The 24,473-nt window shown below is 69.8% G+C and carries 25 protein-coding genes and 1 riboswitch; of the genes, 17 read left to right on the top strand and 8 right to left on the bottom strand.

Features of this window, described 5'->3' with window-relative positions:
* Nucleotides 1–28: 28 nt before the first annotated feature.
* The 8 genes from lepB to ACIQBL_RS34620 all read left to right on the top strand — a co-directional run bounded on the left by lepB (nt 29) and on the right by ACIQBL_RS34620 (nt 6,788).
* Complete coding sequence (gene lepB / locus ACIQBL_RS34655) at nt 29–808, top strand: signal peptidase I (RefSeq protein ID WP_401949048.1); 780 nt, start codon at nt 29–31, stop codon at nt 806–808.
* Nucleotides 798–1,337: an NUDIX hydrolase gene (locus tag ACIQBL_RS34650; RefSeq protein WP_401949045.1), complete on the top strand. Its 540-nt coding sequence runs from the start codon at nt 798–800 to the stop codon at nt 1,335–1,337. The genes lepB and ACIQBL_RS34650 overlap by 11 nt, the downstream gene beginning before the upstream one ends.
* A gap of 56 nt (nt 1,338–1,393) precedes the next feature.
* Nucleotides 1,394–1,702, top strand: coding sequence for a DUF2469 domain-containing protein (locus ACIQBL_RS34645; RefSeq protein WP_003965949.1), 309 nt, complete (start codon nt 1,394–1,396; stop codon nt 1,700–1,702).
* Between the two features lie 137 nt (nt 1,703–1,839).
* A complete protein-coding gene (locus ACIQBL_RS34640) occupies nt 1,840–2,202 on the top strand; it encodes a YraN family protein (RefSeq protein ID WP_401949042.1) in 363 nt (120 codons plus the stop codon).
* A gap of 1 nt (nt 2,203) precedes the next feature.
* Nucleotides 2,204–3,829, top strand: coding sequence for a YifB family Mg chelatase-like AAA ATPase (locus ACIQBL_RS34635; RefSeq protein WP_401949040.1), 1,626 nt, complete (start codon nt 2,204–2,206; stop codon nt 3,827–3,829).
* Nucleotides 3,826–4,986 (top strand): DNA-processing protein DprA, encoded by a 1,161-nt coding sequence (dprA, locus tag ACIQBL_RS34630; protein WP_401949037.1) that lies wholly within the window; start codon nt 3,826–3,828, stop codon nt 4,984–4,986. Before ACIQBL_RS34635 ends, dprA begins: the two co-directional genes overlap by 4 nt.
* 283 nt (nt 4,987–5,269) lie before the next feature.
* Nucleotides 5,270–6,112 carry an RNA polymerase sigma factor WhiG gene (gene whiG / locus ACIQBL_RS34625; protein WP_019058710.1) on the top strand — a complete coding sequence of 281 codons (843 nt, stop codon included), beginning with the start codon at nt 5,270–5,272 and terminating at the stop codon, nt 6,110–6,112.
* A gap of 118 nt (nt 6,113–6,230) precedes the next feature.
* The gene (locus ACIQBL_RS34620; protein ID WP_401949035.1) at nt 6,231–6,788 is read left to right on the top strand and encodes a TetR/AcrR family transcriptional regulator; all 558 of its coding nucleotides are present in this window, start codon (nt 6,231–6,233) and stop codon (nt 6,786–6,788) included.
* Nucleotides 6,789–6,861: 73 nt separating this feature from the next.
* On the opposite strand, the gene ACIQBL_RS34615 is transcribed toward ACIQBL_RS34620, so the two are convergent.
* Nucleotides 6,862–7,437 carry a murein hydrolase activator EnvC family protein gene (locus tag ACIQBL_RS34615; RefSeq protein WP_401949033.1) on the bottom strand — a complete coding sequence of 192 codons (576 nt, stop codon included), beginning with the start codon at nt 7,435–7,437 and terminating at the stop codon, nt 6,862–6,864.
* 281 nt (nt 7,438–7,718) lie between these two features.
* Here ACIQBL_RS34615 and rpsB point away from each other — a divergent pair, with 281 nt between their 5' ends.
* From rpsB to ACIQBL_RS34570, 9 genes are all read left to right on the top strand, one after another.
* Nucleotides 7,719–8,672 (top strand): 30S ribosomal protein S2, encoded by a 954-nt coding sequence (rpsB, locus tag ACIQBL_RS34610; protein ID WP_401949030.1) that lies wholly within the window; start codon nt 7,719–7,721, stop codon nt 8,670–8,672.
* A 196-nt stretch (nt 8,673–8,868) separates the two neighbouring features.
* The gene (gene tsf / locus ACIQBL_RS34605) at nt 8,869–9,705 is read left to right on the top strand and encodes a translation elongation factor Ts (RefSeq protein WP_401949027.1); all 837 of its coding nucleotides are present in this window, start codon (nt 8,869–8,871) and stop codon (nt 9,703–9,705) included.
* Between the two features lie 213 nt (nt 9,706–9,918).
* Nucleotides 9,919–10,677 (top strand): UMP kinase, encoded by a 759-nt coding sequence (gene pyrH / locus ACIQBL_RS34600; protein ID WP_401949024.1) that lies wholly within the window; start codon nt 9,919–9,921, stop codon nt 10,675–10,677.
* Between the two features lie 130 nt (nt 10,678–10,807).
* Complete coding sequence (frr, locus tag ACIQBL_RS34595; protein WP_401949022.1) at nt 10,808–11,365, top strand: ribosome recycling factor; 558 nt, start codon at nt 10,808–10,810, stop codon at nt 11,363–11,365.
* Complete coding sequence (locus tag ACIQBL_RS34590) at nt 11,365–12,555, top strand: phosphatidate cytidylyltransferase (RefSeq protein ID WP_401949019.1); 1,191 nt, start codon at nt 11,365–11,367, stop codon at nt 12,553–12,555. Before frr ends, ACIQBL_RS34590 begins: the two co-directional genes overlap by 1 nt.
* A 103-nt stretch (nt 12,556–12,658) precedes the next feature.
* Nucleotides 12,659–13,765 carry a 23S rRNA (adenine(2503)-C(2))-methyltransferase RlmN gene (rlmN, locus tag ACIQBL_RS34585; protein ID WP_401949017.1) on the top strand — a complete coding sequence of 369 codons (1,107 nt, stop codon included), beginning with the start codon at nt 12,659–12,661 and terminating at the stop codon, nt 13,763–13,765.
* Nucleotides 13,766–13,796: 31 nt separating this feature from the next.
* A riboswitch (TPP riboswitch) is annotated at nt 13,797–13,903 on the top strand.
* On the top strand, nt 13,900–14,979 hold the full coding sequence (locus tag ACIQBL_RS34580; RefSeq protein ID WP_401949014.1) for a thiamine ABC transporter substrate binding subunit: 1,080 nt from the start codon (nt 13,900–13,902) through the stop codon (nt 14,977–14,979). It overlaps the preceding riboswitch by 4 nt.
* Before the next feature lie 56 nt (nt 14,980–15,035).
* Entirely contained in the window at nt 15,036–16,637 is a 1,602-nt protein-coding gene (locus ACIQBL_RS34575) for an ABC transporter permease (RefSeq protein WP_401949012.1), read from the top strand.
* Nucleotides 16,637–17,662 carry an ABC transporter ATP-binding protein gene (locus ACIQBL_RS34570; RefSeq protein ID WP_401949009.1) on the top strand — a complete coding sequence of 342 codons (1,026 nt, stop codon included), beginning with the start codon at nt 16,637–16,639 and terminating at the stop codon, nt 17,660–17,662. The genes ACIQBL_RS34575 and ACIQBL_RS34570 overlap by 1 nt, the downstream gene beginning before the upstream one ends.
* Nucleotides 17,663–17,755: 93 nt before the next feature.
* On the opposite strand, the gene ACIQBL_RS34565 is transcribed toward ACIQBL_RS34570, so the two are convergent.
* The 7 genes from ACIQBL_RS34565 to ACIQBL_RS34535 all read right to left on the bottom strand — a co-directional run bounded on the left by ACIQBL_RS34565 (nt 17,756) and on the right by ACIQBL_RS34535 (nt 24,330).
* Nucleotides 17,756–18,433, bottom strand: a complete 678-nt coding sequence (locus tag ACIQBL_RS34565) for an LAETG motif-containing sortase-dependent surface protein (protein ID WP_401949006.1) — start codon at nt 18,431–18,433, stop codon at nt 17,756–17,758.
* 157 nt (nt 18,434–18,590) lie between these two features.
* Nucleotides 18,591–19,712, bottom strand: coding sequence for an LOG family protein (locus ACIQBL_RS34560; RefSeq protein ID WP_401949004.1), 1,122 nt, complete (start codon nt 19,710–19,712; stop codon nt 18,591–18,593).
* A 25-nt stretch (nt 19,713–19,737) separates the two neighbouring features.
* The gene (locus ACIQBL_RS34555; protein ID WP_401949001.1) at nt 19,738–20,145 is read right to left on the bottom strand and encodes a VOC family protein; all 408 of its coding nucleotides are present in this window, start codon (nt 20,143–20,145) and stop codon (nt 19,738–19,740) included.
* A 63-nt stretch (nt 20,146–20,208) separates the two neighbouring features.
* Nucleotides 20,209–21,537 carry a hypothetical protein gene (locus tag ACIQBL_RS34550; RefSeq protein ID WP_401948998.1) on the bottom strand — a complete coding sequence of 443 codons (1,329 nt, stop codon included), beginning with the start codon at nt 21,535–21,537 and terminating at the stop codon, nt 20,209–20,211.
* The gene (locus ACIQBL_RS34545) at nt 21,519–22,259 is read right to left on the bottom strand and encodes an ABC transporter ATP-binding protein (protein WP_401948995.1); all 741 of its coding nucleotides are present in this window, start codon (nt 22,257–22,259) and stop codon (nt 21,519–21,521) included. The genes ACIQBL_RS34550 and ACIQBL_RS34545 overlap by 19 nt, the downstream gene beginning before the upstream one ends.
* 191 nt (nt 22,260–22,450) lie before the next feature.
* The gene (locus ACIQBL_RS34540) at nt 22,451–23,830 is read right to left on the bottom strand and encodes an aspartate aminotransferase family protein (protein ID WP_401948992.1); all 1,380 of its coding nucleotides are present in this window, start codon (nt 23,828–23,830) and stop codon (nt 22,451–22,453) included.
* Nucleotides 23,815–24,330 (bottom strand): Lrp/AsnC family transcriptional regulator, encoded by a 516-nt coding sequence (locus ACIQBL_RS34535; protein ID WP_355919314.1) that lies wholly within the window; start codon nt 24,328–24,330, stop codon nt 23,815–23,817. Before ACIQBL_RS34535 ends, ACIQBL_RS34540 begins: the two co-directional genes overlap by 16 nt.
* Nucleotides 24,331–24,473: the final 143 nt, after the last annotated feature.

Raw genomic sequence — 24,473 nt, 5'->3', positions numbered from 1 at the left:
TCGGTACCGCCGGGTAGGGTGCGGACCCATGGGTGGCGAGAGCGCAACACGTACGGCCCCGCGTACCGGCGGCGGCACAGGCAAGGGCCCGGTGGGCAGCCGGACCGGACAGCGGTTGTCCGGACTGGCCGTCGCACTGGGCCTTGTGCTGTTCCTCGGCGGATTCGGCTGGGGAGCGGTGGTCTACCGGCCGTACACGGTGCCCACCAGCTCGATGACGCCGACCATCGACATGGGCGACCGGGTGCTGGCGCAGCGCATCGACGGCGGCGAGGTGCGCCGGGGCGACGTCGTCGTCTTCACCGACAAGACCTGGGTGACGAACGCCCCCGTGGTCAAGCGCGTCGTCGCCGTCGGCGGGGACACCGTCTCCTGCTGCACGAACGGCAAGCTGGTCGTCAACGGCAAGCAGATCGCCGAGGGCTACCTCAAGGGCGGCGCCGTCGAGGACAAGACGATCCCGACGGTGAAGGTCCCCAAGGGCCGACTGTTCCTCCTCGGCGACGAACGCCAGGGCTCCCTGGACTCCAGCACCCACCTCACGGACGTCGCCAGCGGCACCGTCGCGAGCAGCGCCGTGAACGCCCGCGTGGACGCCGTCGTCTGGCCGATGAAGGGCATGCTGGAGCGCCCCACCGGCTTCGAGGAACTCGGCGGCCTCTCGCATCCCGGCCCCCTGAGTGTGATCGTCGCCCTGATCGTCGCGGGCGCGGTGCTCGTCCTCGGCGGCGGCGCCTACGGCCCCGTCGCCAAGCTGTTGGCCGGCCGCCGCTCCCGCACCCGTACGGAGCCCGCCGGTGCCCACTGAGGCCACCGAGGAGGGCGCGCACGGCGACTCGTACGAGGGCGGGCTGCGCAAGGTCGCGCGGGTGGTCCTCCTCGACCCCCAGGACCGCATCCTGCTGCTGCACGGCCACGAACCGGACGATCCGGCCGACGACTGGTGGTTCACGCCCGGCGGCGGCCTGGAGGGCGACGAGACCCGCGAGGAGGCCGCCCTTCGGGAACTCGCGGAGGAGACCGGCATCACACAGGTGGAGCTGGGTCCGGTGCTGTGGACCCGGACGTGCTCCTTCCCGTTCGCGGGCCGCCGCTGGGACCAGGACGAGTGGTACTACCTGGCCAGGACGGCTGCTGCGGCCGAGGGCGTGCCCGGCGCCACGGCCCTCACCGAGCTGGAGCGACGCAGCGTCTCCGGAGCACGTTGGTGGACGTGCCGGGAACTGGACCGGGCGCATGAGACGGTGTATCCGACCAGACTCGCCGAGCTGCTCCGTAGGCTGCTCGACGAAGGTCCCCCGGCCGGGCCCGTGACCCTTGACACCGAAATCGTCTAGGGGCTCAGGGGACTGGCGCACAATGGTGGGATCGCACGGCTGAAGGGGAACATGCCATGAGCGCCGAGGACCTCGAAAAGTACGAGACCGAGATGGAGCTGAAGCTCTACCGGGAGTACCGCGATGTCGTCGGTCTGTTCAAATACGTGATCGAGACCGAGCGGCGCTTCTACCTCACCAACGACTACGAGATGCAGGTGCACTCGGTCCAGGGCGAGGTGTTCTTCGAGGTGTCCATGGCGGATGCCTGGGTGTGGGACATGTATCGACCGGCTCGCTTCGTGAAGCAGGTCCGCGTGCTCACCTTCAAGGACGTGAACATCGAGGAGCTGAACAAGAGCGATCTGGAGCTGCCGGGCGGCTGACGGCGGGTCTTTGTCAGGTCTCCGCGGGATGACCGTCGCTCGTGCGGGTGACGGAGTTCTCCACAACCACTGAACGGTCCACCAAGATCCACTTGGTGGACCGTTCCGCGTCACGGTTGGCGCGGAGGTGGTGCGAGATGAACGCACGCAGTGCACTCGGCAAGTACGGTGAGACGCTGGCCGCACGACGGCTGGTCGAGGCCGGGATGACCGTCCTGGAGCGCAACTGGCGCTGTGGCAGGACGGGCGAGATCGACATCGTGGCGCGGGACGGCGACGTCCTGGTCGTCTGCGAGGTCAAGACACGACGGGCCGGTGCCTTCGAGCACCCGATGGCCGCGGTGACCCCCGAGAAGGCGGAGCGCCTGCGCGGCCTCGCCGCGCGGTGGATCCACGCGCACGGCGGAGCCCCGCCGGGAGGGGTCCGTATCGACCTGGTGGGCGTCGTCCTGCCCCGGCGCGGCGGGCCCGTGGTCGAGCACGCGCGAGGGGTGGCCTGAGATGGGGTTCGCTCGTACGTGTTCGGTGGCGCTGGTGGGCGTCGAGGGCGTGGTGGTCGAGGTCCAGGCCGACCTCGAACCGGGCGTCGCCGCGTTCACCCTGGTGGGACTGCCCGACAAGAGCCTGACGGAGAGCAAGGACCGGGTGCGGGCCGCTGTGGTCAACTCGGGCGCCGCCTGGCCGCAGAAGAAACTCACGGTGGGCCTGAGCCCGGCGTCCGTACCGAAGAGCGGCAGCGGCTTCGACCTGGCCGTCGCCGCGGCGGTACTCGGCGCGGCCGAACGGATCGATCCCCGGGTGCTCGCCGACATCGTGATGATCGGCGAACTGGGCCTCGACGGAAGGGTCCGCCCGGTCCGGGGGATCCTGCCGGCGGTGCTGGCCGCTGCGGACTCCGGATACGAGCAGGTCGTCGTGCCGGAGTGCGCCGCCGCCGAGGCGTCCCTCGTGCCCGGGGTGTCCGTGCTGGGCGTCCGCAGCCTGCGTCAGCTGATCGCCGTACTCGCGGACGAGCCCGTACCTGACGAGGAACCGGACGAGCTGGGACGCCCGGACCCGCTTCTCGCCGGACTGCGCATGCCCGGCACGGGCGCCGCCACGGGGATGCACAGCATGGGCGCGGCCCAGCACGACGCGGGGCATGATCTCTCGGATGTCGTCGGCCAGTTCTCGGCGCGGACGGCGGTGGAGGTCTCGGCGGCCGGCGGCCATCATCTGTTTCTAGAGGGCCCGCCGGGAGCCGGGAAGACGATGCTCGCGGAACGGTTGCCCGCCGTCCTGCCCCGGCTCAGTAGGCAGGAGTCGCTGGAAGTCACGGCGGTGCACTCGGTGGCGGGCCTGCTGCCGCCGGGCAAACCCCTGATCGACACCGCTCCCTACTGCGCCCCGCACCACTCGGCCACGATGCAGGCCCTCGTCGGGGGAGGGCAGGGGATCGCGCGGCCCGGTGCGGTGTCGCTTTCGCATAGAGGTGTGCTTTTTCTGGATGAAACACCCGAATTCAGGAGTCAAGCCCTCGATGCGCTGCGGCAGCCCCTGGAGGCAGGGCATGTGGTGATCGCGCGCAGTGCGGGCGTCGTCCGGTTCCCGGCGAGGTTTCTGATGGTGCTCGCGGCCAACCCTTGTCCGTGTGGCCGTTTCTCGCAGACCGACGATCTGTGCGAGTGCGCGCCGATGTCGATCCGGCGGTACCAGGCCCGGCTCTCCGGGCCGCTGCTCGACCGGGTGGACCTGCGGGTGGAGGTGGACCGCGTCACGCGGGACCAGCTCACCGGACTCGGTACGCGGGGCGAGTCCACGGCCGCGGTCGCGGACCGGGTGCGGGCGGCCAGGGAGCGGACGACGGCACGCCTCGCGGACACTCCGTGGCGCACCAACAGCGAGGTACCCGGCCGTGAACTGCGCAGCCGCTGGCACGCCGTGCGCGGGGCGATGGACGAGGCCGAGCGCGGTCTGGAACGGGGTGCGCTGACCGCGCGCGGGATCGACCGGGTCCTGCGGGTGGCCTGGACGGTCGCGGATCTCAAGGGTCACGACCGGCCCGATGACACGGACGTGCTCCTCGCCCTGCAACTGCGCACAGGTATTTCACGAGGCGTGACGATGTCCCTCGGGGCACTGGCATGACCGCGCACGAGAACCCGGGCGACGAGTTCCACGCCCGGGTCCACCTCGCCCGGGTGATCGAACCCGGCGACGAAGTGGCCGGTCGCTGGATTCGTGAGCTGGGGGCCGTGGAAGTGGCCCGGCGCCTGCGGGACGTTGGGCCGCAGCTCGTCGGGGTGACCGACAAGCGGTGGGCCGGGCTGTGCGCACGGGCCGGACTGGTCGATTCCGGGCGGGACCTGGCCGTCGCGCAGGATGCCGGTGTCCGGTTCGTGTGTCCCGGGGACATCGAGTGGCCCGCCCAGCTCGACGATCTCGGAGACGCGCGGCCCATCGGACTGTGGGTGCGGGGGCGGCCCAGCCTGCGGGTCTGGGCGCTCAAGTCCGTCGCGGTCGTCGGCGCCCGCGCCTGCACCGAGTACGGCGCGCACATGGCGGCCACCCTCGCCGCCGACCTCGCCGAGGAGGGCTGGATCGTCGTGTCCGGCGGCGCCTACGGAGTCGACGGTGCCGCACATCGCGGCGCCCTCGGCGCGGGCGGCGCCACCGTCGCCGTACTCGCCTGCGGCGTCGACCGGCCCTACCCGCGCGGCCACACCGAGTTGATCACCAGGATCGCCGAACAGGGGCTCGTGGTGGGCGAGTTGCCGCCCGGCGAGCATCCGACGCCGAGCAGGTTCATCCTCCGGAACAGGGTGATCGCGGCGCTCACCAGGGGCACGGTGGTCGTCGAGGCCGCGTATCGGAGCGGGTCCCTCGTCACGGCTCGGGCGGCGCAGCGGCTGGGGCGCCACACGATGGGCGTGCCCGGCCCCGCCACCAGCGGACTCTCCGCCGGTGTGCACGAACTCCTGCGCGGGGACGCGGTGCTGGTCACCGACGCCGCGGAAGTCGTCGAACTGGTCGGTGACATGGGCGAACTGGCCCCGGACCGACGCGGGCCGGTGCTCCCGCGCGACCTGTTGGAACCGGCGGCCCGGCGCATCCTCGCCGCACTGCCCGGCAACAGGGCGGCGCCACCGGGGGAGATCGCGCGCGGTGCGCAGACCACGGAGGACGACGCGATCGCGAGACTGTACGAACTCCGAGCACTTGGTTACGTCGAACGACACGGCGACGGCTGGAAGTTGACACGCCAGGCGATGATCTCGGTCCGGGCTGATCGGGGGCGCCGCTGACCGAGCGTGTTCGGCCGTCCGGGGGAACCCCGACACCCTTGGGAATTCCCGCAGTTGGCGCATTCCGATGATCACGCAGAGCAATCGGAGTGACCTGTTCCGGCACCCCTTCGAACGCGTCCGTGCCCGGTCCGGGCCTTGCCCTTCGCACACCGCGACACTCCAGTCACGCTACGCTCACGGGGATTCCGGCACAGACCGGCAAACAGAGCGGTAACTCCACATCAGTCCGACAGCTCACCCAGGCAACCCCACTTCACGGCAGAACGGCACAAGGCGACGAATGCCCCAGCACACCTCCGGGTCCGACCGGGCGGCGATCCCCCCAGCCGCCCGTGACGGTGGCAGCGTCCGGCCGCCCGCTCCCTCGACGCTCGACGAGCTGTGGCGGTCGTACAAGACGACGGGCGACGAGCGGCTGCGCGAGCAGCTGATCCTGCACTACTCGCCGCTCGTGAAGTACGTCGCGGGACGGGTGAGCGTCGGGCTGCCGCCCAATGTGGAACAGGCCGACTTCGTGTCGTCCGGGGTGTTCGGACTGATCGACGCGATCGAGAAGTTCGACATCGAGCGGGAGATCAAGTTCGAGACGTACGCGATCACCCGCATCCGGGGCGCGATGATCGACGAGTTGCGCGCGCTGGACTGGATCCCGCGCTCGGTGCGGCAGAAGGCGCGGAACGTGGAGCGGGCGTACGCCACGCTGGAGGCGCGGCTCAGGCGCACCCCCAGCGAAGGTGAGGTGGCCGCCGAGATGGGCATCGCGGTGGAGGAACTCCACGCCGTCTTCAGCCAGTTGTCGCTGGCCAACGTGGTCGCCCTGGAGGAGTTGCTGCACGCCGGCGGCGAGGGCGGCGACCGGCTCAGCCTGATGGACACCCTGGAGGACACCGCCGCCGACAACCCGGTGGAGGTGGCCGAGGGGCGGGAGCTGCGACGGTTCCTGGCGCGGGCGATCAACACGTTGCCCGAGCGCGAGAAGACCGTCGTCACGCTGTACTACTACGAAGGTCTCACTCTCGCCGAGATCGGCAACGTGCTCGGGGTGACCGAGAGCCGGGTGAGCCAGATCCACACCAAGTCCGTGCTGCAACTGCGCGCCAAGCTGGCGAGTTTCGGCCGTTGAGCGCAAGCCGTACGGCGTTCTCGACCTCGCAGAATCGTGCCTGCGGGGCCCCGGTCACTCCCGCCGGGGGTGGACCGTCCGTAGAGTGGTTGACGTGCCAAGGATTCGAGCGGCCTCCGTGGCCGAGCACCGGTCGATGCAGCGAGCCGCCCTGCTGGACGCGGCTCGTTCCCTGCTGTCCGAGGGCGGGACGGAGGCGCTGACCTTTCCGGCCCTGGCCGAGCGGACGGGGCTCGCGCGGTCGTCCGTGTACGAGTACTTCCGCTCCCGGGCCGCCGTGGTCGAGGAGTTGTGCGAGGTCGACTTTCCCGTCTGGGCGGCGGATGTGTCGGCGGCGATGGAGCGGGCCGGCTCCGCCGAGGGCAAGGTCGAAGCGTACGTGCGGCAGCAGCTTGCGTTGGTCGGGGATCGGCGGCATCGGGCTGTTGTCGCCATCTCCGCGAGCGAACTCGATGCGGGGGCTCGGGAGAAGATTCGGGCCGCGCATGGGGGGTTGGTCGCGATGATCGTCGAGGCGTTGGCGGAGATGGGGCAGGGGGAGCCTCGGCTGGCGGCGATGTTGCTGCAAGGGGTTGTCGATGCGGCTGTGCGGAGGATTGAGCTGGGGGCTGCGGAGGATCCCTCGGTGATTACTGAGGCTGCGGTGAGTATGGCTTTGCGGGGCCTTCAGGGTTGAGTGTTGGCTGCCGGTTCGGTGGGGGCTGGTCGCGCCCCGCGGCGGAGCCGCAAATTGATACAGCCCCGCGCCCCTAAGAAGCTCCCAGCACCGGCAACAAGCGGGATGGGCCCCGATTCAGCAGCCATGGGGGCAGCAACGCCAGCGGGTCCAAATACACCTCCCCTCTCAGCAAGCCCCAGTGCACGCACGTCGTCGTGCAATGCGAGCCGGTGATCTCCACCGTTCCCACCGCCTCGCCCGCCTCCACCTCGGCGCCCTTCTTCACGGTCGCGCTCACCGGCTCGTACGTCGTGCGTAGATCCGTTCCCGTCAGCTCGACCGCCACCACGCCCCTCCCCGCCACCCGGCCCGCGAAGGACACCCGGCCCGGGGCCACCGCTCGTACCGGAGCGCCGGGCGGGGTCGCCAGGTCCACGCCTCGGTGGCCCGGGGCGTAGAGCGTCGCCGGGGGTTCCCAGCCTCGTAGGACCAAGGGGTGGGAACCTACGGGCCAGGTGCGGGCCAGGGCCGGTACGGGAGGGGGCGGGACTCCCGGTGGCGGAGGGGCGTCGTCCGCCCGGGCCGCGCAGGTCAGCAGGGTGAGGAAGAGGGTCAGCGCCAAGGCCAGGGCCATGTGCGGATGTCGTGGATGCCGTCGTGTTCGCATGGTGCAAACCGTGCCGTATCCGAGGCGATCATGGCCGGGAGCTGTGGACCGGCCGGCGGTTGTGGACATCGGCGTCACCCGGTACCTCGCGGGTCCCGTACACTTCCTTTGGCGATCCGGGTCACCGGGTCGACTTCGCACGCCCCGACATCCGGTCCTCCGTCGAGAGACGAAATCCGGTGTCAGCGCTCCTCGGTCCTCTGGGCACGCGCATGTGGGCGTCAGGCGCGAGTGCCGTCCCGGTGCTCGCGGCACAACCGAGAAAATCAAGGAGAACGGCCATGGCCGTCGTCACGATGCGGGAGCTGCTGGAAAGCGGCGTCCACTTCGGTCACCAGACCCGTCGTTGGAACCCGAAGATGAAGCGCTTCATCTTCACGGAGCGCAACGGCATCTACATCATCGACCTGCTCCAGTCGCTGTCGTACATCGACCGCGCCTACGAGTTCGTCAAGGAGACCGTCGCCCACGGCGGCACGGTCATGTTCGTCGGCACGAAGAAGCAGGCGCAGGAGGCCATCGCCGAGCAGGCCACCCGCGTCGGCATGCCCTACGTCAACCAGCGCTGGCTGGGCGGCATGCTCACCAACTTCTCCACCGTCTACAAGCGTCTGCAGCGCCTCAAGGAGCTTGAGCAGATCGACTTCGAGGACGTCGCCGCGTCCGGTCTCACCAAGAAGGAGCTTCTCGTGCTCTCGCGCGAGAAGGCCAAGCTGGAGAAGACCCTCGGTGGTATCCGCGAGATGTCCAAGGTTCCCAGCGCCGTCTGGATCGTGGACACCAAGAAGGAGCACATCGCGGTTGGTGAGGCCCGGAAGCTCAACATCCCGGTCGTCGCCATCCTCGACACGAACTGCGACCCCGACGAGGTCGACTACAAGATCCCGGGCAACGACGACGCGATCCGCTCCGTCACCCTGCTCACCCGCGTGATCGCCGACGCCGTCGCCGAGGGCCTCATCAGCCGCTCCGGTGTCGCCGCCGAGGCCAAGGGTGACAAGGCCGCCGGCGAGCCGCTCGCCGCGTGGGAGCGCGACCTGCTCGAGGGCGAGAAGAAGGCCGACGAGGCTCCCGCCGCCGAGGCCGAGGTCCAGACCTCCGCCGAGACGGAGAAGGTCGCCGACGCCGAGCAGGCCGACGAGGCTCCGGTTGCCGCTGAGGCCGCTGCCGAGGTCGTCGAGGCCCCCGCCGCCGAGGCTGAGGCCGCTCCGGTCGCCGACGCCGAGCAGGCCTGACCCTCCCGGCCAACGGCCTGACCTTCCGGGCCAAAGGGCTGAGCTGAAGTGACGGCGGGTGGTGCCGACCGCGCCACCCGCCGTTCACTCACAGCCCCTAGATCTTCGTAGCCCGTAGATCTTTGGCGGAAGCCCGCTCACCACGCGGCCGCCGCCGACTTCGAGACTTCGAACTCCGAGAAGAGATTTTCAGATCATGGCGAACTACACCGCCGCCGACGTCAAGAAGCTCCGCGAGCTCACCGGCGCCGGCATGATGGACTGCAAGAAGGCGCTGGACGAGGCCGACGGCAACGTCGAGAAGGCCGTCGAGGCGCTCCGTATCAAGGGCCAGAAGGGTGTCGCCAAGCGCGAGGGCCGCTCCGCCGAGAACGGCGCCGTGGTCTCCGTCATCGCCGACGACAACACCTCCGGTGTCCTGGTCGAGCTGAAGTGCGAGACGGACTTCGTCGCCAAGGGCGAGAAGTTCCAGGCCGTCGCGGGCCAGATCGCCCAGCACGTCGCCGCCACCTCCCCGGCCGACATCGCGGCGCTCCTCGCGTCCGAGATCGAGCCCGGCAAGACGGTTCAGGCGTTCGTCGACGAGGCCAACGCGAACCTGGGCGAGAAGATCGTCCTGGACCGCTTCGCCCAGTACACCGACGGCTACGTCTCCGCGTACATGCACCGCACGATGCCCGACCTGCCGCCGCAGATCGGTGTCCTCGTCGAGCTGGACAAGCCGAACGCCGAGGTCGCCCGCGGTGTCGCCCAGCACATCGCCGCCTTCGCGCCGAAGTACCTGGCCAAGGAGGACGTGCCGGCCGAGGTCGTCGAGTCCGAGCGTCGCATCGCCGAGGAGACCACCCGCGCCGAGGGCAAGCCCGAGGCCGCGATCGCCAAGATCGTCGAGGGTCGCGTCAACGGCTTCTTCAAGGACGCGACGGTGCTCGGTCAGCCGTACGCGCTCGACCCCAAGAAGTCCGTCCAGAAGGTTCTGGACGAGGCGGGTGTCACCCTGAAGCGCTTCACGCGCATCAAGGTCGGCATCTGAGTCCGTACCGCGATCGACGCGCGGCGCCCGGCGGAATCCCGCTAGGGTCGTCAGCAGTCGGCTGTATTGCTGGCGTATCCCGCCGCACACACGCGCGTGGCGGACGACAGCAGATCTGACGAGGAGGCCATTGCCGAGCATGGGATGCGAACGACACCCCACCGGCAGTGGCCTTCTTCGTATGTGCGACCACGTAAAAGAGGCGAGAACGTCATGACCACCAAGGCCCAGAAGAGCGACGACGGCAAGGTACGCGGCAGGTTCATGTTGAAGCTGTCCGGAGAGGCCTTCTCCGGCGGCGGGGGCCTGGGCGTCGACCCCGATGTGGTGCACAAGATCGCCCGTGAGATCGCGGCCGTCGTACGGGACGGCGCGGAGGTCGCCGTCGTCATCGGCGGCGGCAACTTCTTCCGCGGCGCCGAACTCCAGCAGCGCGGCATGGACCGGGCCCGCTCCGACTACATGGGCATGCTCGGCACCGTGATGAACTGCCTCGCCCTCCAGGACTTCCTGGAGAAGGAGGGCATCGACAGCCGCGTCCAGACCGCCATCACCATGGGCCAGGTCGCCGAGCCGTACATCCCGCTGCGCGCCGTGCGCCACCTGGAGAAGGGCCGCGTGGTCATCTTCGGCGCCGGTATGGGCATGCCGTACTTCTCCACCGACACCACCGCCGCCCAGCGCGCCCTGGAGATCAACGCCGAGGCGCTGCTGATGGGCAAGAACGGCGTGGACGGCGTCTACGACTCCGACCCGAAGACGAACTCGGCGGCCGTCAAGTTCGACTCGCTCAGCTACGGCGAGGTCATCACCCAGGACCTCAAGGTCGCGGACATGACCGCCATCACCCTGTGCCGCGACAACAAGCTTCCGATCCTGGTCTTCGAGCTTCTGGCGGAGGGCAATATCGCCCGCGCCGTCAAGGGTGAGAAGATCGGCACGCTTGTGGGTGACCAAGGCAGCCAGGGCTGATGACCCTGACCGGGGGATGGACAATGTCCTGCCGGTCGGGAACCGTGCAGAAAGAAGACGCGACGCAGCCGGCCGCCGACGCCGACACAGCACAGCAGCCGGGCCTACTCAAGACACGCAGGAGCAAGTGGTGATCGAAGAGACCCTCCTCGAGGCCGAGGAGAAGATGGAGAAGGCCGTCGTGGTCGCCAAGGAGGACTTCGCCGCGATCCGCACCGGCCGTGCGCACCCGGCGATGTTCAACAAGATCGTGGCGGACTACTACGGAGCGCTGACGCCGATCAACCAGCTGGCTTCGTTCTCCGTGCCGGAGCCGCGCATGGCCGTGGTGACCCCGTTCGACAAGACCGCGCTGCGGAACATCGAACAGGCGATCCGTGACTCGGACCTGGGCGTCAATCCCAGCAACGACGGCAACATCATCCGAGTGACGTTCCCCGAGCTGACCGAGGAGCGCCGCAGGGACTACATCAAGGTCGCCCGGACCAAGGCCGAGGACTCCAAGGTGTCCATCCGCGCCGTCCGCCGCAAGGCCAAGGACGCCCTGGACAAGCTCGTCAAGGACAAGGAGTCCGGCGAGGACGAGGTCCGTCGCGCGGAGAAGGAGCTCGACGACACCACGGCGAAGTACGTCGCCCAGGTGGACGAGCTCCTCAAGCACAAGGAAGCGGAGCTGCTCGAGGTCTGATGAACGACTCTTCCTGGGGGGCACCGCCACAAGCCGGGTACTGGGGGCCGTCCGACCAGGGGCCTGTCCAGGGGGCTGCCCCGGCGGGTCCCACGTACGATGCGCCTGAGGCGCAGCAGACTCGCCCCATGCCCATCGTGCCCGACGAGCCCGCATACGGCGGACACCAGGATGACGACCGGGGGGCCGCTCGGCTGAGCGGCCCCTTGTTCCGCGACGAGACACAGCAGCCGCCGTACGACGTACGGCAGTCGCCGCCGTACGACCCGCGGACGCAGCCCTCTGACACGCCGCACGCGCTGCCCTACGAGGCGGTGCCGCAGAATCCGGAGCCCATGCCCGACGCCCCGCCACCGGCGCCCGCCCCGCAGAAGAAGAGCGCGGGCCGGGACCTGGGTGCGGCCATAGGGGTCGGTGTCGGACTCGGCGCGGTGATCATCGCGTCCCTGTTCGTCGTCAAGGCCGTGTTCGTCGGCGTGATAGCGGTCGCCGTCGTCGTGGGCCTGTGGGAGCTGACCTCGCGGCTGGAGGAGCGCAAGGGCATCAAGGCGCCCCTCGTGCCCCTCGCGGTCGGCGGCGCGGCGATGGTCGTCGCCGGATACGTCCGGGGCGCCGAGGGCGCCTGGGTCGCCATGGCGCTCACGGCGCTCGCCGTCCTCGTCTGGCGGATGACGGAACCGCCCGAGGGCTACCTCAAGGACGTCACGGCGGGCGTCTTCGCGGCGTTCTACGTGCCGTTCCTGGCCACGTTCGTCGCCCTGATGCTCACCGCGGACGACGGCGCCTGGCGGGTCATGACGTTCCTGCTGCTGACCGTGGTCAGCGACACGGGCGCCTACGCCGTCGGCTGGCGCTTCGGCACGCACAAGCTCGCTCCGCGCATCAGCCCCGGCAAGACCCGCGAGGGCCTGTTCGGGGCGGTGTCCTTCGCGATGGTGGCGGGCGCGCTGTGCATGGAGTTCCTGATCGACGACGGCAGCTGGTGGCAGGGCCTCCTCCTGGGCCTCGCGGTCGCGGCCAGCGCCACGCTGGGCGACCTCGGCGAGTCCATGATCAAGCGGGACCTCGGCATCAAGGACATGGGCACGCTGCTGCCGGGGCACGGCGGCATCATGGACCGTTTGGACTCCTTGCTGCCGACGGCTCCGGTGGTGTGGCTGATGTTCGTGCTCTTCGTCGGGTCCGGCTGAAAGGCCGCCACAAAACCAGCTGACCTGCTGTTTTGCGTACGAGGGGCTCGTTGTCCACAGGGCGGCGAGTCCCTCTTCGTATGTCTGCGACACTGGTAGGGCCATGCCTAAGCCCGGAGAACTCACATTCGTCGCCCCCCGCGGAGCCAAGAAGCCCCCGCGGCACCTTGCCGATCTCACGCCCGCCGAGCGCAAGGAAGCCGTCGCCGCGATCGGGGAGAAGCCGTTTCGCGCCAAGCAGCTCTCGCAGCACTACTTCGCGCGGTTCGCGCACGACCCGGAGCAGTGGACCGACATCCCCGCCGGTTCGCGCGCCAAGCTCCAGGAGGCGCTGCTTCCTGAGCTGATGACGGTCGTGCGGCATCTGTCGACCGACCAGGACACCACCCGTAAGACGCTGTGGCGGCTGTTCGACGGGACGCTCGTCGAGTCCGTGCTGATGCGGTACCCGGACCGGGTGACCATGTGCATCAGTTCGCAGGCGGGCTGCGGGATGAACTGCCCGTTCTGCGCGACCGGACAGGCCGGACTCGACCGGAATCTCTCCACCGCCGAGATCGTGCACCAGATCGTCGACGGTATGCGGGCGTTGCGCGACGGCGAGATTCCCGGCGGACCCGCCCGCCTCTCCAACATCGTCTTCATGGGCATGGGCGAGCCCCTCGCCAACTACAAGCGGGTCGTCCAGTCCATCCGCGCCCTGACCGACCCGGAGCCGGACGGCCTCGGCCTCTCGCAGCGCGGGATCACCGTCTCGACGGTCGGACTGGTCCCGGCGATCCACCGCTTCTCCGACGAGGGCTTCAAGTGCCGGCTCGCGATCTCGCTGCACGCGCCCGACGACGAGCTGCGCGACACCCTGGTCCCCGTGAACACGCGGTGGAAGGTGCGCGAGGTCCTCGACGCCGGCTGGGAGTACGCGGCGAAGTCGGGCCGCCGCCTGTCCATCGAGTACGCGCTGATCCGCGACATCAACGACCAGGCGTGGCGCGGTGACCGCCTCGGCCGCCTCCTCAAGGGCAAGCCCGTGCACGTCAATCTCATCCCGCTGAACCCGACGCCTGGCTCGAAGTGGACCGCCTCCCGTCCCGAGGACGAGAAGGCGTTCGTCGAGGCCATCGCGGCCCACGGGGTGCCGGTCACCGTCCGGGACACCCGGGGCCAGGAGATCGACGGAGCGTGTGGCCAGCTCGCGGCCACCGAGAGGTAACCTTCACTCGTACGACCTGTACGTACATCTTCATATCCGACAGGGGAGCGCGCAGCGCTGAGAGTGCGGCAATCGGGCCGCAGACCCTCTGAACCTCGCCCAGGTCATTCTGGGTAGGAAGTTCGGTCATCACCGTGAACACCAAGAAGTACTGTGCTGTCCTCGTCGGCCTCGGCCTGGTCACGCTCTCCGCGTGCGGGTCGGGGTCGGACCAGGGCGGCGGCTCCGGATCCGACAAGACCGTCACCCTCGTCAGCCACGACTCGTGGGCCGTCTCGAAGAGCGTCCTCAAGGACTTCGAGAAGCAGTCCGGCTACACCGTCAAGGTCCTCAAGGACGGCGACGCCGGACAGGCCGTCAACAAGGCGATCCTCACCAAGGACAACCCCCAGGGCGACGTCTTCTTCGGCGTCGACAACACCCTGCTCTCCCGTGCGCTCGACAACGGTCTCTTCCAGTCCTACGACGCGAAGGGCTCGGCCACCGTCAAGCCCGCGTACCGCGTCGACGAGACCAAGCACCGGGTCACCCCGATCGACACCGGCGACATCTGCGTCAACTACGACACGGCCTGGTTCAGCAAGCACAAGCTGACCCCGCCGACCTCGTTCGCGGACCTGGTCAAGCCCGAGTACAAGAACCTCCTCGTCACCGAGAACGCCGCCACCTCCTCACCCGGCCTCGGCTTCCTGCTCGGCAGCGCCGCACAGTACGGCGACGACGGCTGGCAGGCGTACTGGACGAAGCTCAAGGCCAACGGCGTGAAGGTCGTCGACGGCTGGGAGCAGGCCTACGACCAGGAGTTCTCCGGCTCCGCAGGCGGCAAGAAGGCGGGCGGCGACCGGCCCCTCGTCGTCTCGTACGCCTCCTCGCCGCCCGCCGAGGTCATCTACGGCGACCCGAAGCCGACCACCGCGCCCACCGGGGTGTCGTACGGCACCTGCTTCCGGCAGACCGAGTACGCGGGACTGCTCAGCAACGCCCAGAACACCAAGGGGGGCAAGGCCTTCATCGACTTCCTGCTCACCAAGGAGTTTCAGGAGGACATGCCGCTCAACATGTTCGTCTACCCGGTGATCGAAGGCGCCCAGGTGCCGCAGGAGTTCGTGAAGTACGGCCGCCAGGCCCCGGACCCCGCGACCATGGCGCCCGCGAAGATCGCCGCCGACCGCGACCAGTGGGTCAAGTCGTGGACCTCGCTCGTACTGAAGTAGCTGAAGCAGCCCCGCGGAGGTCCTCCCGTAAGGGCAGCGCGACGCGGCTCGGCCTCATGGCCCTGCCCGTCGCGTTCTTCGCGGTGTTCTTCGCCTACCCGGTCGCCGCGATCGTCGCGCGCGGTCTCAAGGTCGACGGCGCCTGGCAGTGGGGCCGGATCGGGGACGTGCTCGCGCAGTCCGACATCCGGCACGTCCTGTGGTTCACCACCTGGCAGGCGCTCGCGTCCACCGCGCTCACGCTGCTGATCGCGCTCCCCGGCGCGTATGTCTTCGCGCGCTTCGACTTCCCGGGCCGGCAGGTGCTGCGGGCCGTCGTGACGGTCCCCTTCGTGCTGCCGACGGTCGTCGTCGGTACGGCGTTCCTCGCGCTCGTCGGCCGGGGCGGACTCCTCGACGACCTGTGGGGCGTACGGCTGGACACCACCGTGTGGGCCATCCTGCTCGCGCACGTCTTCTTCAACTACGCGGTTGTCGTACGGACGGTGGGCGGCCTCTGGGCCCAGCTCGACCCGCGTCAGGAGGAGGCCGCGCGGATGCTCGGCGCTTCCCGGCTCCGGGCCTGGCGGAAGGTGACGCTGCCCGCGCTCGCGCCCGCCGTGGCCGCCGCCGCGCTGATGGTCTTCCTCTTCACCTTCACGTCCTTCGGCGTGGTGCAGATCCTCGGCGGCCCGACCTTCTCGACCCTCGAAGTGGAGATCTACCGCCAGACCTCCGAGATCTTCGACCTGTCCACGGCGGCCGTGCTGACGATCGTCCAGTTCGTCGCGGTGGGCGCGATCCTCGGCGTCCACTCCTGGACGGTACGACGCCGGGAGACGGCCCTACGGCTCGTGGACCCGTCGGTGACCGCACGGCGCCCGCGCGGGGCCGGCCAGTGGGCCCTGCTCGCCGGGGTCCTCGTCTCCGTCCTCGTACTGCTCGTGCTGCCGCTCGCCGTGCTGGTGCAACGGTCCCTGGACTCACCGGACTTCGGCTACTACCGGGCGCTGACCCACGACGACGGCGGCACGTTCCTGGTCCCGCCGATCGCCGCGATCGGCAACTCGCTGGAGTACGCCGTCGCCGCCACCGCCATCGCGGTGGTGATCGGCGGTCTCGCCGCCGCGGCTCTGACCCGGCGCGACGCGGGCCGCCTGGTGCGGGGCTTCGACGCGCTGCTGATGCTGCCGCTCGGGGTGTCGGCGGTCACGGTCGGCTTCGGCTTCCTGATCTCGCTCGACACACCCCCGCTGGATCTGCGGAGTTCATGGATCCTGGTGCCGCTCGCGCAGGCGCTGGTCGGCGTCCCCTTCGTCGTACGGACGATGCTGACCGTACTGCGGGCGGTGGACGGGCGGCTGAGGGAGGCGGCGGCCGTGCTCGGGGCATCGCCGTGGCGGGTGTGGCGCGAGGTCGATCTGCCGTTGGTGCGGCGGGCGTTGCTGATCGCCGCCGGGTTCGCGTTCGCGGTGTCGCTGGGGGAGTTCGGGGCGACCGTGTTCATCGCGCGGCCCGACAACCCGACCCTGCCGGTCGCGGTGGCCCGGCTGCTGTCCCGGCCCGGTGATCTCAACTACGGCCAGGCGATGGCCCTTTCGACGATTCTGATGGTGGTGTGCGCGGTGGCTCTGCTGGTGCTTGAGCGGCTGCGCACCGACCGGACCGGGGAGTTCTGATGCTGCTCAGTCTCGCGGGTGCGACCGTACGGTTCGGTGGGCGGCCCGTGCTGGACACCGTCGACCTGGGTGTCGCCGAGCACGAGATCGTGTGTGTGCTCGGGCCCAGCGGCAGCGGCAAGTCGACGCTGCTGCGGGTGGTGGCCGGGCTGCAACCACTCGACTCCGGGCGGGTGTTGCTCGACGGACGCGACCAGACCGGAGTGCCCGCGCACAAGCGCGGGGTGGGTCTGATGTTCCAGGACCATCAGCTGTTCCCGCAGCGGGACGTGGCCGGCAACGTCGCCTTCGGGCTGCGGATGCACGGGGCGTCGAAGAAACAACAGGACGCCCGGGTGGGCGAGTTGCTCGACCTCGTCGGACTGCCGGGTGCCGCCCGCCGTGCCGTCGCCGGGCTGTCCGGGGGCGAGCAACAACGGGTCGCGCTCGCCCGCGCCCTCGCGCCCCGCCCCCGTCTCCTCATGCTCGACGAACCGCTCGGCCAGCTCGACCGGTCACTGCGGGAGCGGCTGGTCGTCGAACTCCGGGAACTGTTCGGGGTGTTGGGCACGACCGTGCTCGCGGTCACGCACGACCAGGGCGAGGCGTTCGCGCTCGCGGACCGGGTCGTGGTGATGCGGGACGGGCGGATCGCCCAGTCCGGTACGCCACTTGAGGTCTGGCAGCGCCCCGCCGACGAGTTCGTCGCCCGTTTCCTCGGCTTCGACAACGTGGTGGAGGCGACAGTCGCGGGAGAGGCCGCCGACACCCCCTGGGGCAAGGTGCCGGTCCCCGAGGGCGCCCCCCAGGGCACCCACCCGCTCCTCGTACGCCCCGCGGGCGTACGACTGTTGCCCGCCGACGAGGGCCTGCGCTGCACGGTCGCCGCCCGCACCTTCAAGGGCACCCATGTCGCCGTACAACTGCAGCCGGAGGGCGCGCCGAGGCTGGAGGCGGCCTGCGCGCTGCGGGAGGCGCCGGAGGTCGGGGGCACGGTCGGGGTGGAGTTCGACGCGGCCGAGATCGTCGTACTCGGCGACGCCTAGGGCCTGTCCGGCGGATCCTGTCGCAGACGCGGACATGCGTGTGGCCCGCCCCCACGAACCGGACGGGCCACAACAAGAGCAACAGCGGGTGGATCAGCGGCCGTTGGCCGCGCCGCGGCGACGCATGCCGAAGTAGACGGCTCCGCCGCCCACGACGACGAACGCGCCCGCGATACCGGCGATCATGCCGGTGTTGGAGTTGGCACCGGTCTCGGCGAGGTTCGAGCTGCCGGCCGCGGGAGACGGCGCGTTGTCCGTCGTCGCGGGGGCGGTGCTGCTGCTCTCCGAGGCCGACGGGGTCGGGGTGTCGGACTCGGCCGGGGTGGAGGCGGTCTCCGACGGCGTCGGAGAGGCCTCCGTCGGGGTGGGGCTGGGGGACTCCGTCGCGCATGCCTTGGACGGGGTGGTCAGGAGTTCCGTGAGGTCCTTGTCGAGGCCGTTGGCGGCCGAGACGTGGACGCGGTAGACAGCGTTCGGCTGCCAGTCCTCGGCGAAGGAGATGGTGACACCCTCGGCCGAGCCCTTGACCGTCTGCTCGCCCACCTTGCGGACATCGGCGCTGTTGTTCTCCAGGAACACCGTAACGGTGGCCTCGGTGCCGCCGGCGTCCTTGTCGGTGACGTGGATGACACCCTTGGAGCCGTCACAGGTGGCCTCGGCGGAGAACTCTTTGATGTTGCAGGCGAGCGCGTTGCCCGCGAATCCGAGCGCGAGTGCGGCCGAGGCGGACGCGACACCGAGGATGCGTACGGAACGTCGAGATATGGACACGTTTGCCCTTCACGGGATGTGCAACTGCGGGGGGTGTAAGGGGGAGATGAGGCAGCGGGTGAGGCATCACCACCCCCAGGAGTCTCACTGGTCTATAAGTGCTGCGTAAGCAGTGTCAATGCATATGCGGTGTGCGGCAGTTGCCTTTACCTGTGTTTTACACAGTGAGGCGTTTCAATGCCTCCGGAGCCTCCTCGATCCGGTCAACGAGGGCGATACGGGCCTCCATTGACCGTTCCCGGGCAAGTGCACGCAGGAGCGGCCACGCGGGCAGCCGCTCCGTCCAGTGCTCCCGGTCCACGAGCACCATCGGCGTGGGCTCGCCCCGCGACTCGTAGTAGTTCGGCGTCGCGTTGTCGAAGATCTCCTGTACGGTCCCGGCCGCGCCCGGCAGAAACACCACACCCGCGTTCGAGCGGGCCAACAGGCCGTCCTCGCGGGTGGCGTTGGCGAAGTACTTGGCGATGTGCGAGGCGAAGGCGTTCGGCGGCTCATGGCCGTAGAACCAGGTCGGGATGCCGATCGAGTGGTTGCCCTTCGGCCAGCGGGTGCGGACCTCGAAGGCGCGCTGCGCCCAGTCGGTGATCGAGGGGCTGAACGAAGGGGATTCGGCGAGGAGTTCGCACGCCTCCTCCAGCATCGCGTCCTCGTAGGGTGCCGCGTATGCGCCCAGGTTCGCCGCTTCCATCGCGCCCGGTCCGCCGCCGGTCGCCACCGTGAACCCGGCGCGGCTCAGCTCACGGCCGAGGCGCGCGGCACCGCCGTAGGCCGCCGTCCCGCGCGCCATCGCGTGGCCGCCCATGACCCCCACCACCCGCGCCCCGCGCAGGAGTTCGTCGAGGGCGTCGGAGATGGAGTCGTCGTGGACGGAGCGCAGCATGGACGCGTAGACGTCGCCGTCGGCCTTGGTCCGCTGGAACCAGGTGTACGCGAGCGCGTCCGGGGTCTGCTCGTACCCCTTGTCGAGCGAGGCGAACAGCTCGGTGGGCGTGTAGAGATGGCCGCGGTAGGGGTCGAAGGGGAGGTGTGGGACCGGCGGGAAGACCAGGGCGCCGTCGGCCCGGATCTTCGCCGCCGCCTCGTCGCGCATCGGGCAGCCGAGGAAGACGGCGCCCGTGGTGTCCGTGGTGAGCAACTCCCTTGTGCGGTCCGTCAGATCGACGGCCTGCACGCGGTATCCGGCGAGGGTGCCGCGGGCCGAGACGGTCGCGTCGAAGTCCTCGACCGTCTCGATCTCGCGTTCGTCGTGGTGGGCCGCATGGGCCGGGCTCGTCTGCACGCGCCCATGCTAGGCACCGAGTTGGTCAGCCCTGAACGGCCGCCGGGTCCATCCACACGACCTCCCAGGAGTGGCTGTCGAGGTCCTCGAAGGAGCGGCCGTACATGAATCCCTGGTCCTGGACGTCGTCGTTGGCGGTGCCGCCGGCCGCGACCGCCTTGTTGATCAGCTCGTCGACCTTCTCGCGGCTCTCGGCGCTCAGACACAGCAGTACCTCGCTGGTCTTGGCCGAGTCGGCGATCTCCTTCTTCGTGAAGTCGCTGTAGCGCTTCTTCTCCAGGAGCATCGCGATGATCGTCTCGCTGATCACGACACAGGTGGTGTCGTCGCTGCTGAACTGCGGGTTGATCGAGAAACCGAGCTCGGTGAAGAACTTCTTCGACGCGGCGGCGTCGTTCACGGCCAGGTTCACGAAGATCATCTGCTGGTACATGCGGGGCCTCTCCCATCGGGCGTGCGTGCTGTTCGGTGGGTAGACCGGCGGCCGACGCGAAACTCATCGGCCGGCCAGCGGCAGAGCCGCCAGCTCGGCCACGAACAGGGTCAGCGGGAGGAACAGGGCGAGCAGCGCGCCCGCGCGCAGGGCTGCCGCGCTGCGCAGCATGGTGGCGGGGGCGCCGAGGCGGAGCAGCGCGGCCGTGGTGTCGGCGCGGGCGTGCTTGGCCTCCAGGGCGGCGGTGAGCAGGGTCGCCACCGTGCAGCCCGTCACCAGGAGCCCGCCGAGGGTGGTCAGCGGGCCGAAGGCCGGGGCGTGCGGGTCGTAGAGCGCGGTCATCGCGAAGGCGCCGGACGCCACCGCGCAGACCACGCCCAGCGGACGCCCGATCCGCGTCGCCTCCTCCATCAGCACCCGCCCGGCCAGCAGCCGCAGCGCGCCCGGGGCGACGGACTGGAGCAGCCGGCCGCAGAGGTGGGTGAGGCCCGGTCCGGCCAGCGCCAGCCCGATCGCGGTCAGCACCCAGCCGACCAGCACACTCGCGGGCCCGTCCGCGAGCCCGCCGGGCAGCGACAGCCCGCCGCCGTCCTTCGCCCGGCTCGCGTACGCCTCCCCGGCGAGTCCGGCGGCCAGCACCGCGATGCCCCAGGGGAGCCCGCGGGGGGCCTCACGGGGGGCCGAGGGGCGGGAGGGGTCCGGGTCGGGGGTGGGCTCGGGCTGTTCGGTGGTTCCGTTCTCCGCCGCGCTACGAGGGCCACCGCCCCGCAGGCGCGCCCCGAAGCGGCCGTACGCCCCGAAGGTCTCCCGTGAGTCCGGGCGTCCCTGTACGCCGAAGCGGCCGTACGACCGCGCCGGGCCCTTCTCGGAGGCCGGGCGGATGTCCCGGGGCCGTAGGACGAGGGCCACCGCGACGGAGGCGGTCACCGGGACGAGTGCGAGGAGGGTCAACGCGGCCGGGAGGGGCAGGGGTTGGTCCGAGGCCAGGAACTCCGCCGCCGCTCCGTCGAAGGGCATGCCCGTGAGGTCGCCCCGGAGGTGGAGGAAGAAGAGGAGCGCCAGCATCGAGCCGAGGGTGCAGGCGAGGGCGGTCGTGGTCGCCGAGATCGCCATCAGGCGGCCCGGGCCGAGGCCGATCGCGGAGAGGCCGGGGCGGGGTTTCGTCGCCGGGTCGGTGCGGGCGACCGCCACCGCGAAGTACACGGTGGCGGCCAGCGGGGTCGCACACCAGCCGAGGCGCAGCGCCGAGGCGGCGGGGGAGTCGGGGTGGCCCATCGCGTAGCCCAGGGTGCACAGCAGCAGGAAGCCCGTGCCCGCCGAGGCCACCGAGACCAGCAGGCGGCGAAGTTGGACGGCGGGGCGCGAGCCGCGGGTCAGACGGAGAGCGAGCACTCGGCCCGGCCTTCCGCTTCGGTGACCGGGGGAAGGTGGACCGTGTTCACCCGGCGTCCGTCCAGCAGCGACACCGTACGGTCCGCGAGGGCCGCGGTCTCCGCCTCGTGGGTCGCGAGGACGACCGTGATGCCGTGCGAGCGGGCGGCTGTCGTGAGCGTGCGCAGGACGTGGGCGCGGTCCGCGCGGTGCAGCGGGGCCGTCGGCTCGTCGGCGAACAGGACCGTGGGCGCCGGGGCCAGCGCGCGGGCGATCGACACGCGCTGGCGCTCCGCCTGGCGCAGTTCGTGCGGGCGTTTGCGGGCGTGGTCGCCGATGTCGAGGCGGTCCAGCCACTCCAGGGCGGCGGTCTTGGCGCGCCGGCGGCTGGTGCCGCGCAGCATCAGGGGGAGGGCCGCGTTCTCCCAGACGTTCAGCTCCGGGACGAGCACGGGCGCCGGGTCGATCCAGCCGAAGCGGTCGCGGCGCAGCCGTTCGCGGGTCATCGGGCCCATGGTGTGCACGGGCACGCTGTTGAACCAGACCTCGCCCTGTCCGGGCCGCTCAAGACCGGAGAGGCAGCGCAGCAGGGTCGTCTTGCCGCTGCCGCGCGGGCCGTTGACGGCGAGGATCTCGCCCTCCCGGACACCGAGCGAGACACCGCTGAGCGCGGGCGTTCCGTCGTGGTGCTGGAAGTGCAGGGCACGTGCCCAGAGCACGTCGTTGTCCGGCGGGGCCACCATGCGCGTACACCTCGTTCAGATCCGTTTTCCGTACTGCGTCCCCCGAGCGGGGGAACGAGGACGGGGCCGATCGGTTACCAGGCACGCTAAGGAGCGGGGGGCGTGACCCCGGACAGCACACGGCCAGGGGTGCGCCCTTCTCACTCGTGCGGGTGCACCCCTGGCCGTATAAACCGCTGAATCGCCGAAGGCTAGAGCTTCGTCCAGGCCTCCGTCAGCACCTGGCGGACGATGCCCTCGATCTCGTCGAAGGTCGACTGGTCGGAGATCAGCGGCGGCGACAGCTGGATGACCGGGTCACCGCGGTCGTCGGCGCGGCAGTAGAGGCCGTACTCGAAGAGCTTCTTGGAGACGAAGCCGTAGAGCACGCGCTCCGACTCCTCGTCCGTGAAGGTCTCCTTGGTGGCCTTGTCCTTGACGAGCTCGATGCCGTAGAAGAAGCCGTTGCCGCGGACGTCGCCGACGATCGGGAGGTCGTGCAGCTTCTGGAGGGTCTGGAGGAAGTTGGCCTCGTTGTCGAGGACGTGCTGGTTGAGGCCCTCGCGCTCGAAGATGTCGAGGTTGGCGAGGCCGACCGCCGCGGAGACCGGGTGGCCGCCGAAGGTGTAGCCGTGCAGGAAGGTGTTGTCGCCCTTGTAGAACGGCTCGGCCAGGCGGTCGGAGATGATGCAGGCGCCGATCGGGGAGTAGCCCGAGGTCATGCCCTTGGCGCAGGTGATCATGTCCGGGACGTAGTCGAACTTGTCGCAGGCGAACATCGTGCCGAGGCGGCCGAAGGCGCAGATGACCTCGTCGGAGACCAGGAGCACGTCGTACTGGTCGCAGATCTCGCGGACGCGCTGGAAGTAGCCCGGCGGGGGCGGGAAGCAGCCGCCCGCGTTCTGCACCGGCTCCAGGAAGACCGCGGCGACCGTCTCCGGGCCCTCGAACAGGATCTGCTGCTCGATCTGGTCGGCGGCCCAGCGGCCGAAGGCCTCCGGGTCGTCGCCGAACAGCGGGGCGCGGTAGATGTTGGTGTTCGGGACCTTGTGCGCGCCGGGTACGAGGGGCTCGAAGGGAGCCTTCAGCGCCGGCAGGCCGGTGATGGACAGGGCGCCCTGCGGGGTGCCGTGGTAGGCGACCGCGCGGGAGATGACCTTGTACTTGGTGTGCTTGCCCTGGAGCTTGAAGTACTGCTTGGCGAGCTTCCAGGCGGTCTCGACCGCCTCGCCGCCGCCGGTGGTGAAGAAGACCTTGTTCAGGTCGCCGGGCGCGTAGTGGGCGAGACGCTCCGCCAGCTCGACGGCCTTCGGGTGGGCGTACGACCAGATGGGGAAGAACGCCAGCTCCTGCGCCTGCTTGGCCGCCGTCTCGGCCAGCTCGGCGCGGCCGTGACCGGCCTGGACCACGAACAGACCCGCGAGACCGTCGAGGTAGCGCTTGCCCTTGTCGTCGTAGATGTAGGTGCCCTCACCACGGACGATCGTGGGAACGGGCGCGTTCTCGTACGAGGACATGCGGGTGAAGTGCATCCACAGGTGGTCGTACGCGGTGCGGCTGAGGTCCTTGCTCACGGTTATCGGGTTCCCCACATGTAGGTCTGCTTCTTGAGCTTCAGATAAACGAAGCTCTCGGTGGAGCGCACGCCGGGCAGCGCCCGAATGCGTTTGTTGATGACGTCCAGCAGGTGGTCGTCGTCCTCGCAGACGATCTCGGCGAGGAGGTCGTACGAGCCCGCGGTCATCACCACGTACTCCACTTCCGGCATGGCCGTCAGCGCGTCCGCCACGTTCTCGACGTCGCCCTCGACGTTGACGCCGACCATCGCCTGTCTGCGGAAGCCCACGGTGAGCGGGTCCGTGACGGCGACGATCTGCATGACGCCCTGGTCGAGCAGCTTCTGGACGCGCTGGCGCACGGCCGCCTCGGAGAGGCCGACGGCCTTGCCGATCGCGGCGTACGGCCGGCGGCCGTCCTCCTGGAGCTGTTCGATGATGGCGAGGGAGACGGAATCCAGGTGCGGAGTTCCGCTCCTGGACTCGCGGGAGTCCCTGTGTTCTGCGCTGCGACTGGCCACGGCTTCACTGTGCACGACGTCTCGACAGTTCCGCAAGGCCGCTTCAATGAAATTCGTTGTTTACGCGGTCAAGACTTGCGGATTTCGCAGCCTTGGCGCGATCGGGGGTGTTGAAAACGTGGGCCGGGCGATTAGGGTGGGTGTCTCAGTGATTGGAC

Origin of the sequence: Streptomyces sp. NPDC088350 (genome assembly GCF_044753545.1) — a bacterium.
In the GTDB taxonomy this organism is placed as follows: domain Bacteria; phylum Actinomycetota; class Actinomycetes; order Streptomycetales; family Streptomycetaceae; genus Streptomyces.
This window is presented reverse-complemented; position numbering and strand designations above follow the sequence as displayed.

What these genes read in the sequence shown, in the direction of transcription:
- ACIQBL_RS34615 (WP_401949033.1), bottom strand. Translation starts at nt 7,437, where the DNA reads ATGCGAACACGACGGCATCCACGACATCCGCACATGGCCCTGGCCTTG.
- ACIQBL_RS34555 (WP_401949001.1), bottom strand. Translation starts at nt 20,145, where the DNA reads ATGTACCAGCAGATGATCTTCGTGAACCTGGCCGTGAACGACGCCGCC.
- ACIQBL_RS34545 (WP_401948995.1), bottom strand. Translation starts at nt 22,259, where the DNA reads ATGGTGGCCCCGCCGGACAACGACGTGCTCTGGGCACGTGCCCTGCAC.
- whiG (WP_019058710.1), top strand. Translation starts at nt 5,270, where the DNA reads ATGCCCCAGCACACCTCCGGGTCCGACCGGGCGGCGATCCCCCCAGCC.
- ACIQBL_RS34570 (WP_401949009.1), top strand. Translation starts at nt 16,637, where the DNA reads ATGCTGCTCAGTCTCGCGGGTGCGACCGTACGGTTCGGTGGGCGGCCC.
- ACIQBL_RS34635 (WP_401949040.1), top strand. Translation starts at nt 2,204, where the DNA reads ATGGGGTTCGCTCGTACGTGTTCGGTGGCGCTGGTGGGCGTCGAGGGC.
- ACIQBL_RS34590 (WP_401949019.1), top strand. Translation starts at nt 11,365, where the DNA reads ATGAACGACTCTTCCTGGGGGGCACCGCCACAAGCCGGGTACTGGGGG.
- lepB (WP_401949048.1), top strand. Translation starts at nt 29, where the DNA reads ATGGGTGGCGAGAGCGCAACACGTACGGCCCCGCGTACCGGCGGCGGC.
- dprA (WP_401949037.1), top strand. Translation starts at nt 3,826, where the DNA reads ATGACCGCGCACGAGAACCCGGGCGACGAGTTCCACGCCCGGGTCCAC.
- rlmN (WP_401949017.1), top strand. Translation starts at nt 12,659, where the DNA reads ATGCCTAAGCCCGGAGAACTCACATTCGTCGCCCCCCGCGGAGCCAAG.
- rpsB (WP_401949030.1), top strand. Translation starts at nt 7,719, where the DNA reads ATGGCCGTCGTCACGATGCGGGAGCTGCTGGAAAGCGGCGTCCACTTC.
- ACIQBL_RS34575 (WP_401949012.1), top strand. Translation starts at nt 15,036, where the DNA reads ATGGCCCTGCCCGTCGCGTTCTTCGCGGTGTTCTTCGCCTACCCGGTC.
- tsf (WP_401949027.1), top strand. Translation starts at nt 8,869, where the DNA reads ATGGCGAACTACACCGCCGCCGACGTCAAGAAGCTCCGCGAGCTCACC.
- pyrH (WP_401949024.1), top strand. Translation starts at nt 9,919, where the DNA reads ATGACCACCAAGGCCCAGAAGAGCGACGACGGCAAGGTACGCGGCAGG.
- ACIQBL_RS34645 (WP_003965949.1), top strand. Translation starts at nt 1,394, where the DNA reads ATGAGCGCCGAGGACCTCGAAAAGTACGAGACCGAGATGGAGCTGAAG.
- ACIQBL_RS34640 (WP_401949042.1), top strand. Translation starts at nt 1,840, where the DNA reads ATGAACGCACGCAGTGCACTCGGCAAGTACGGTGAGACGCTGGCCGCA.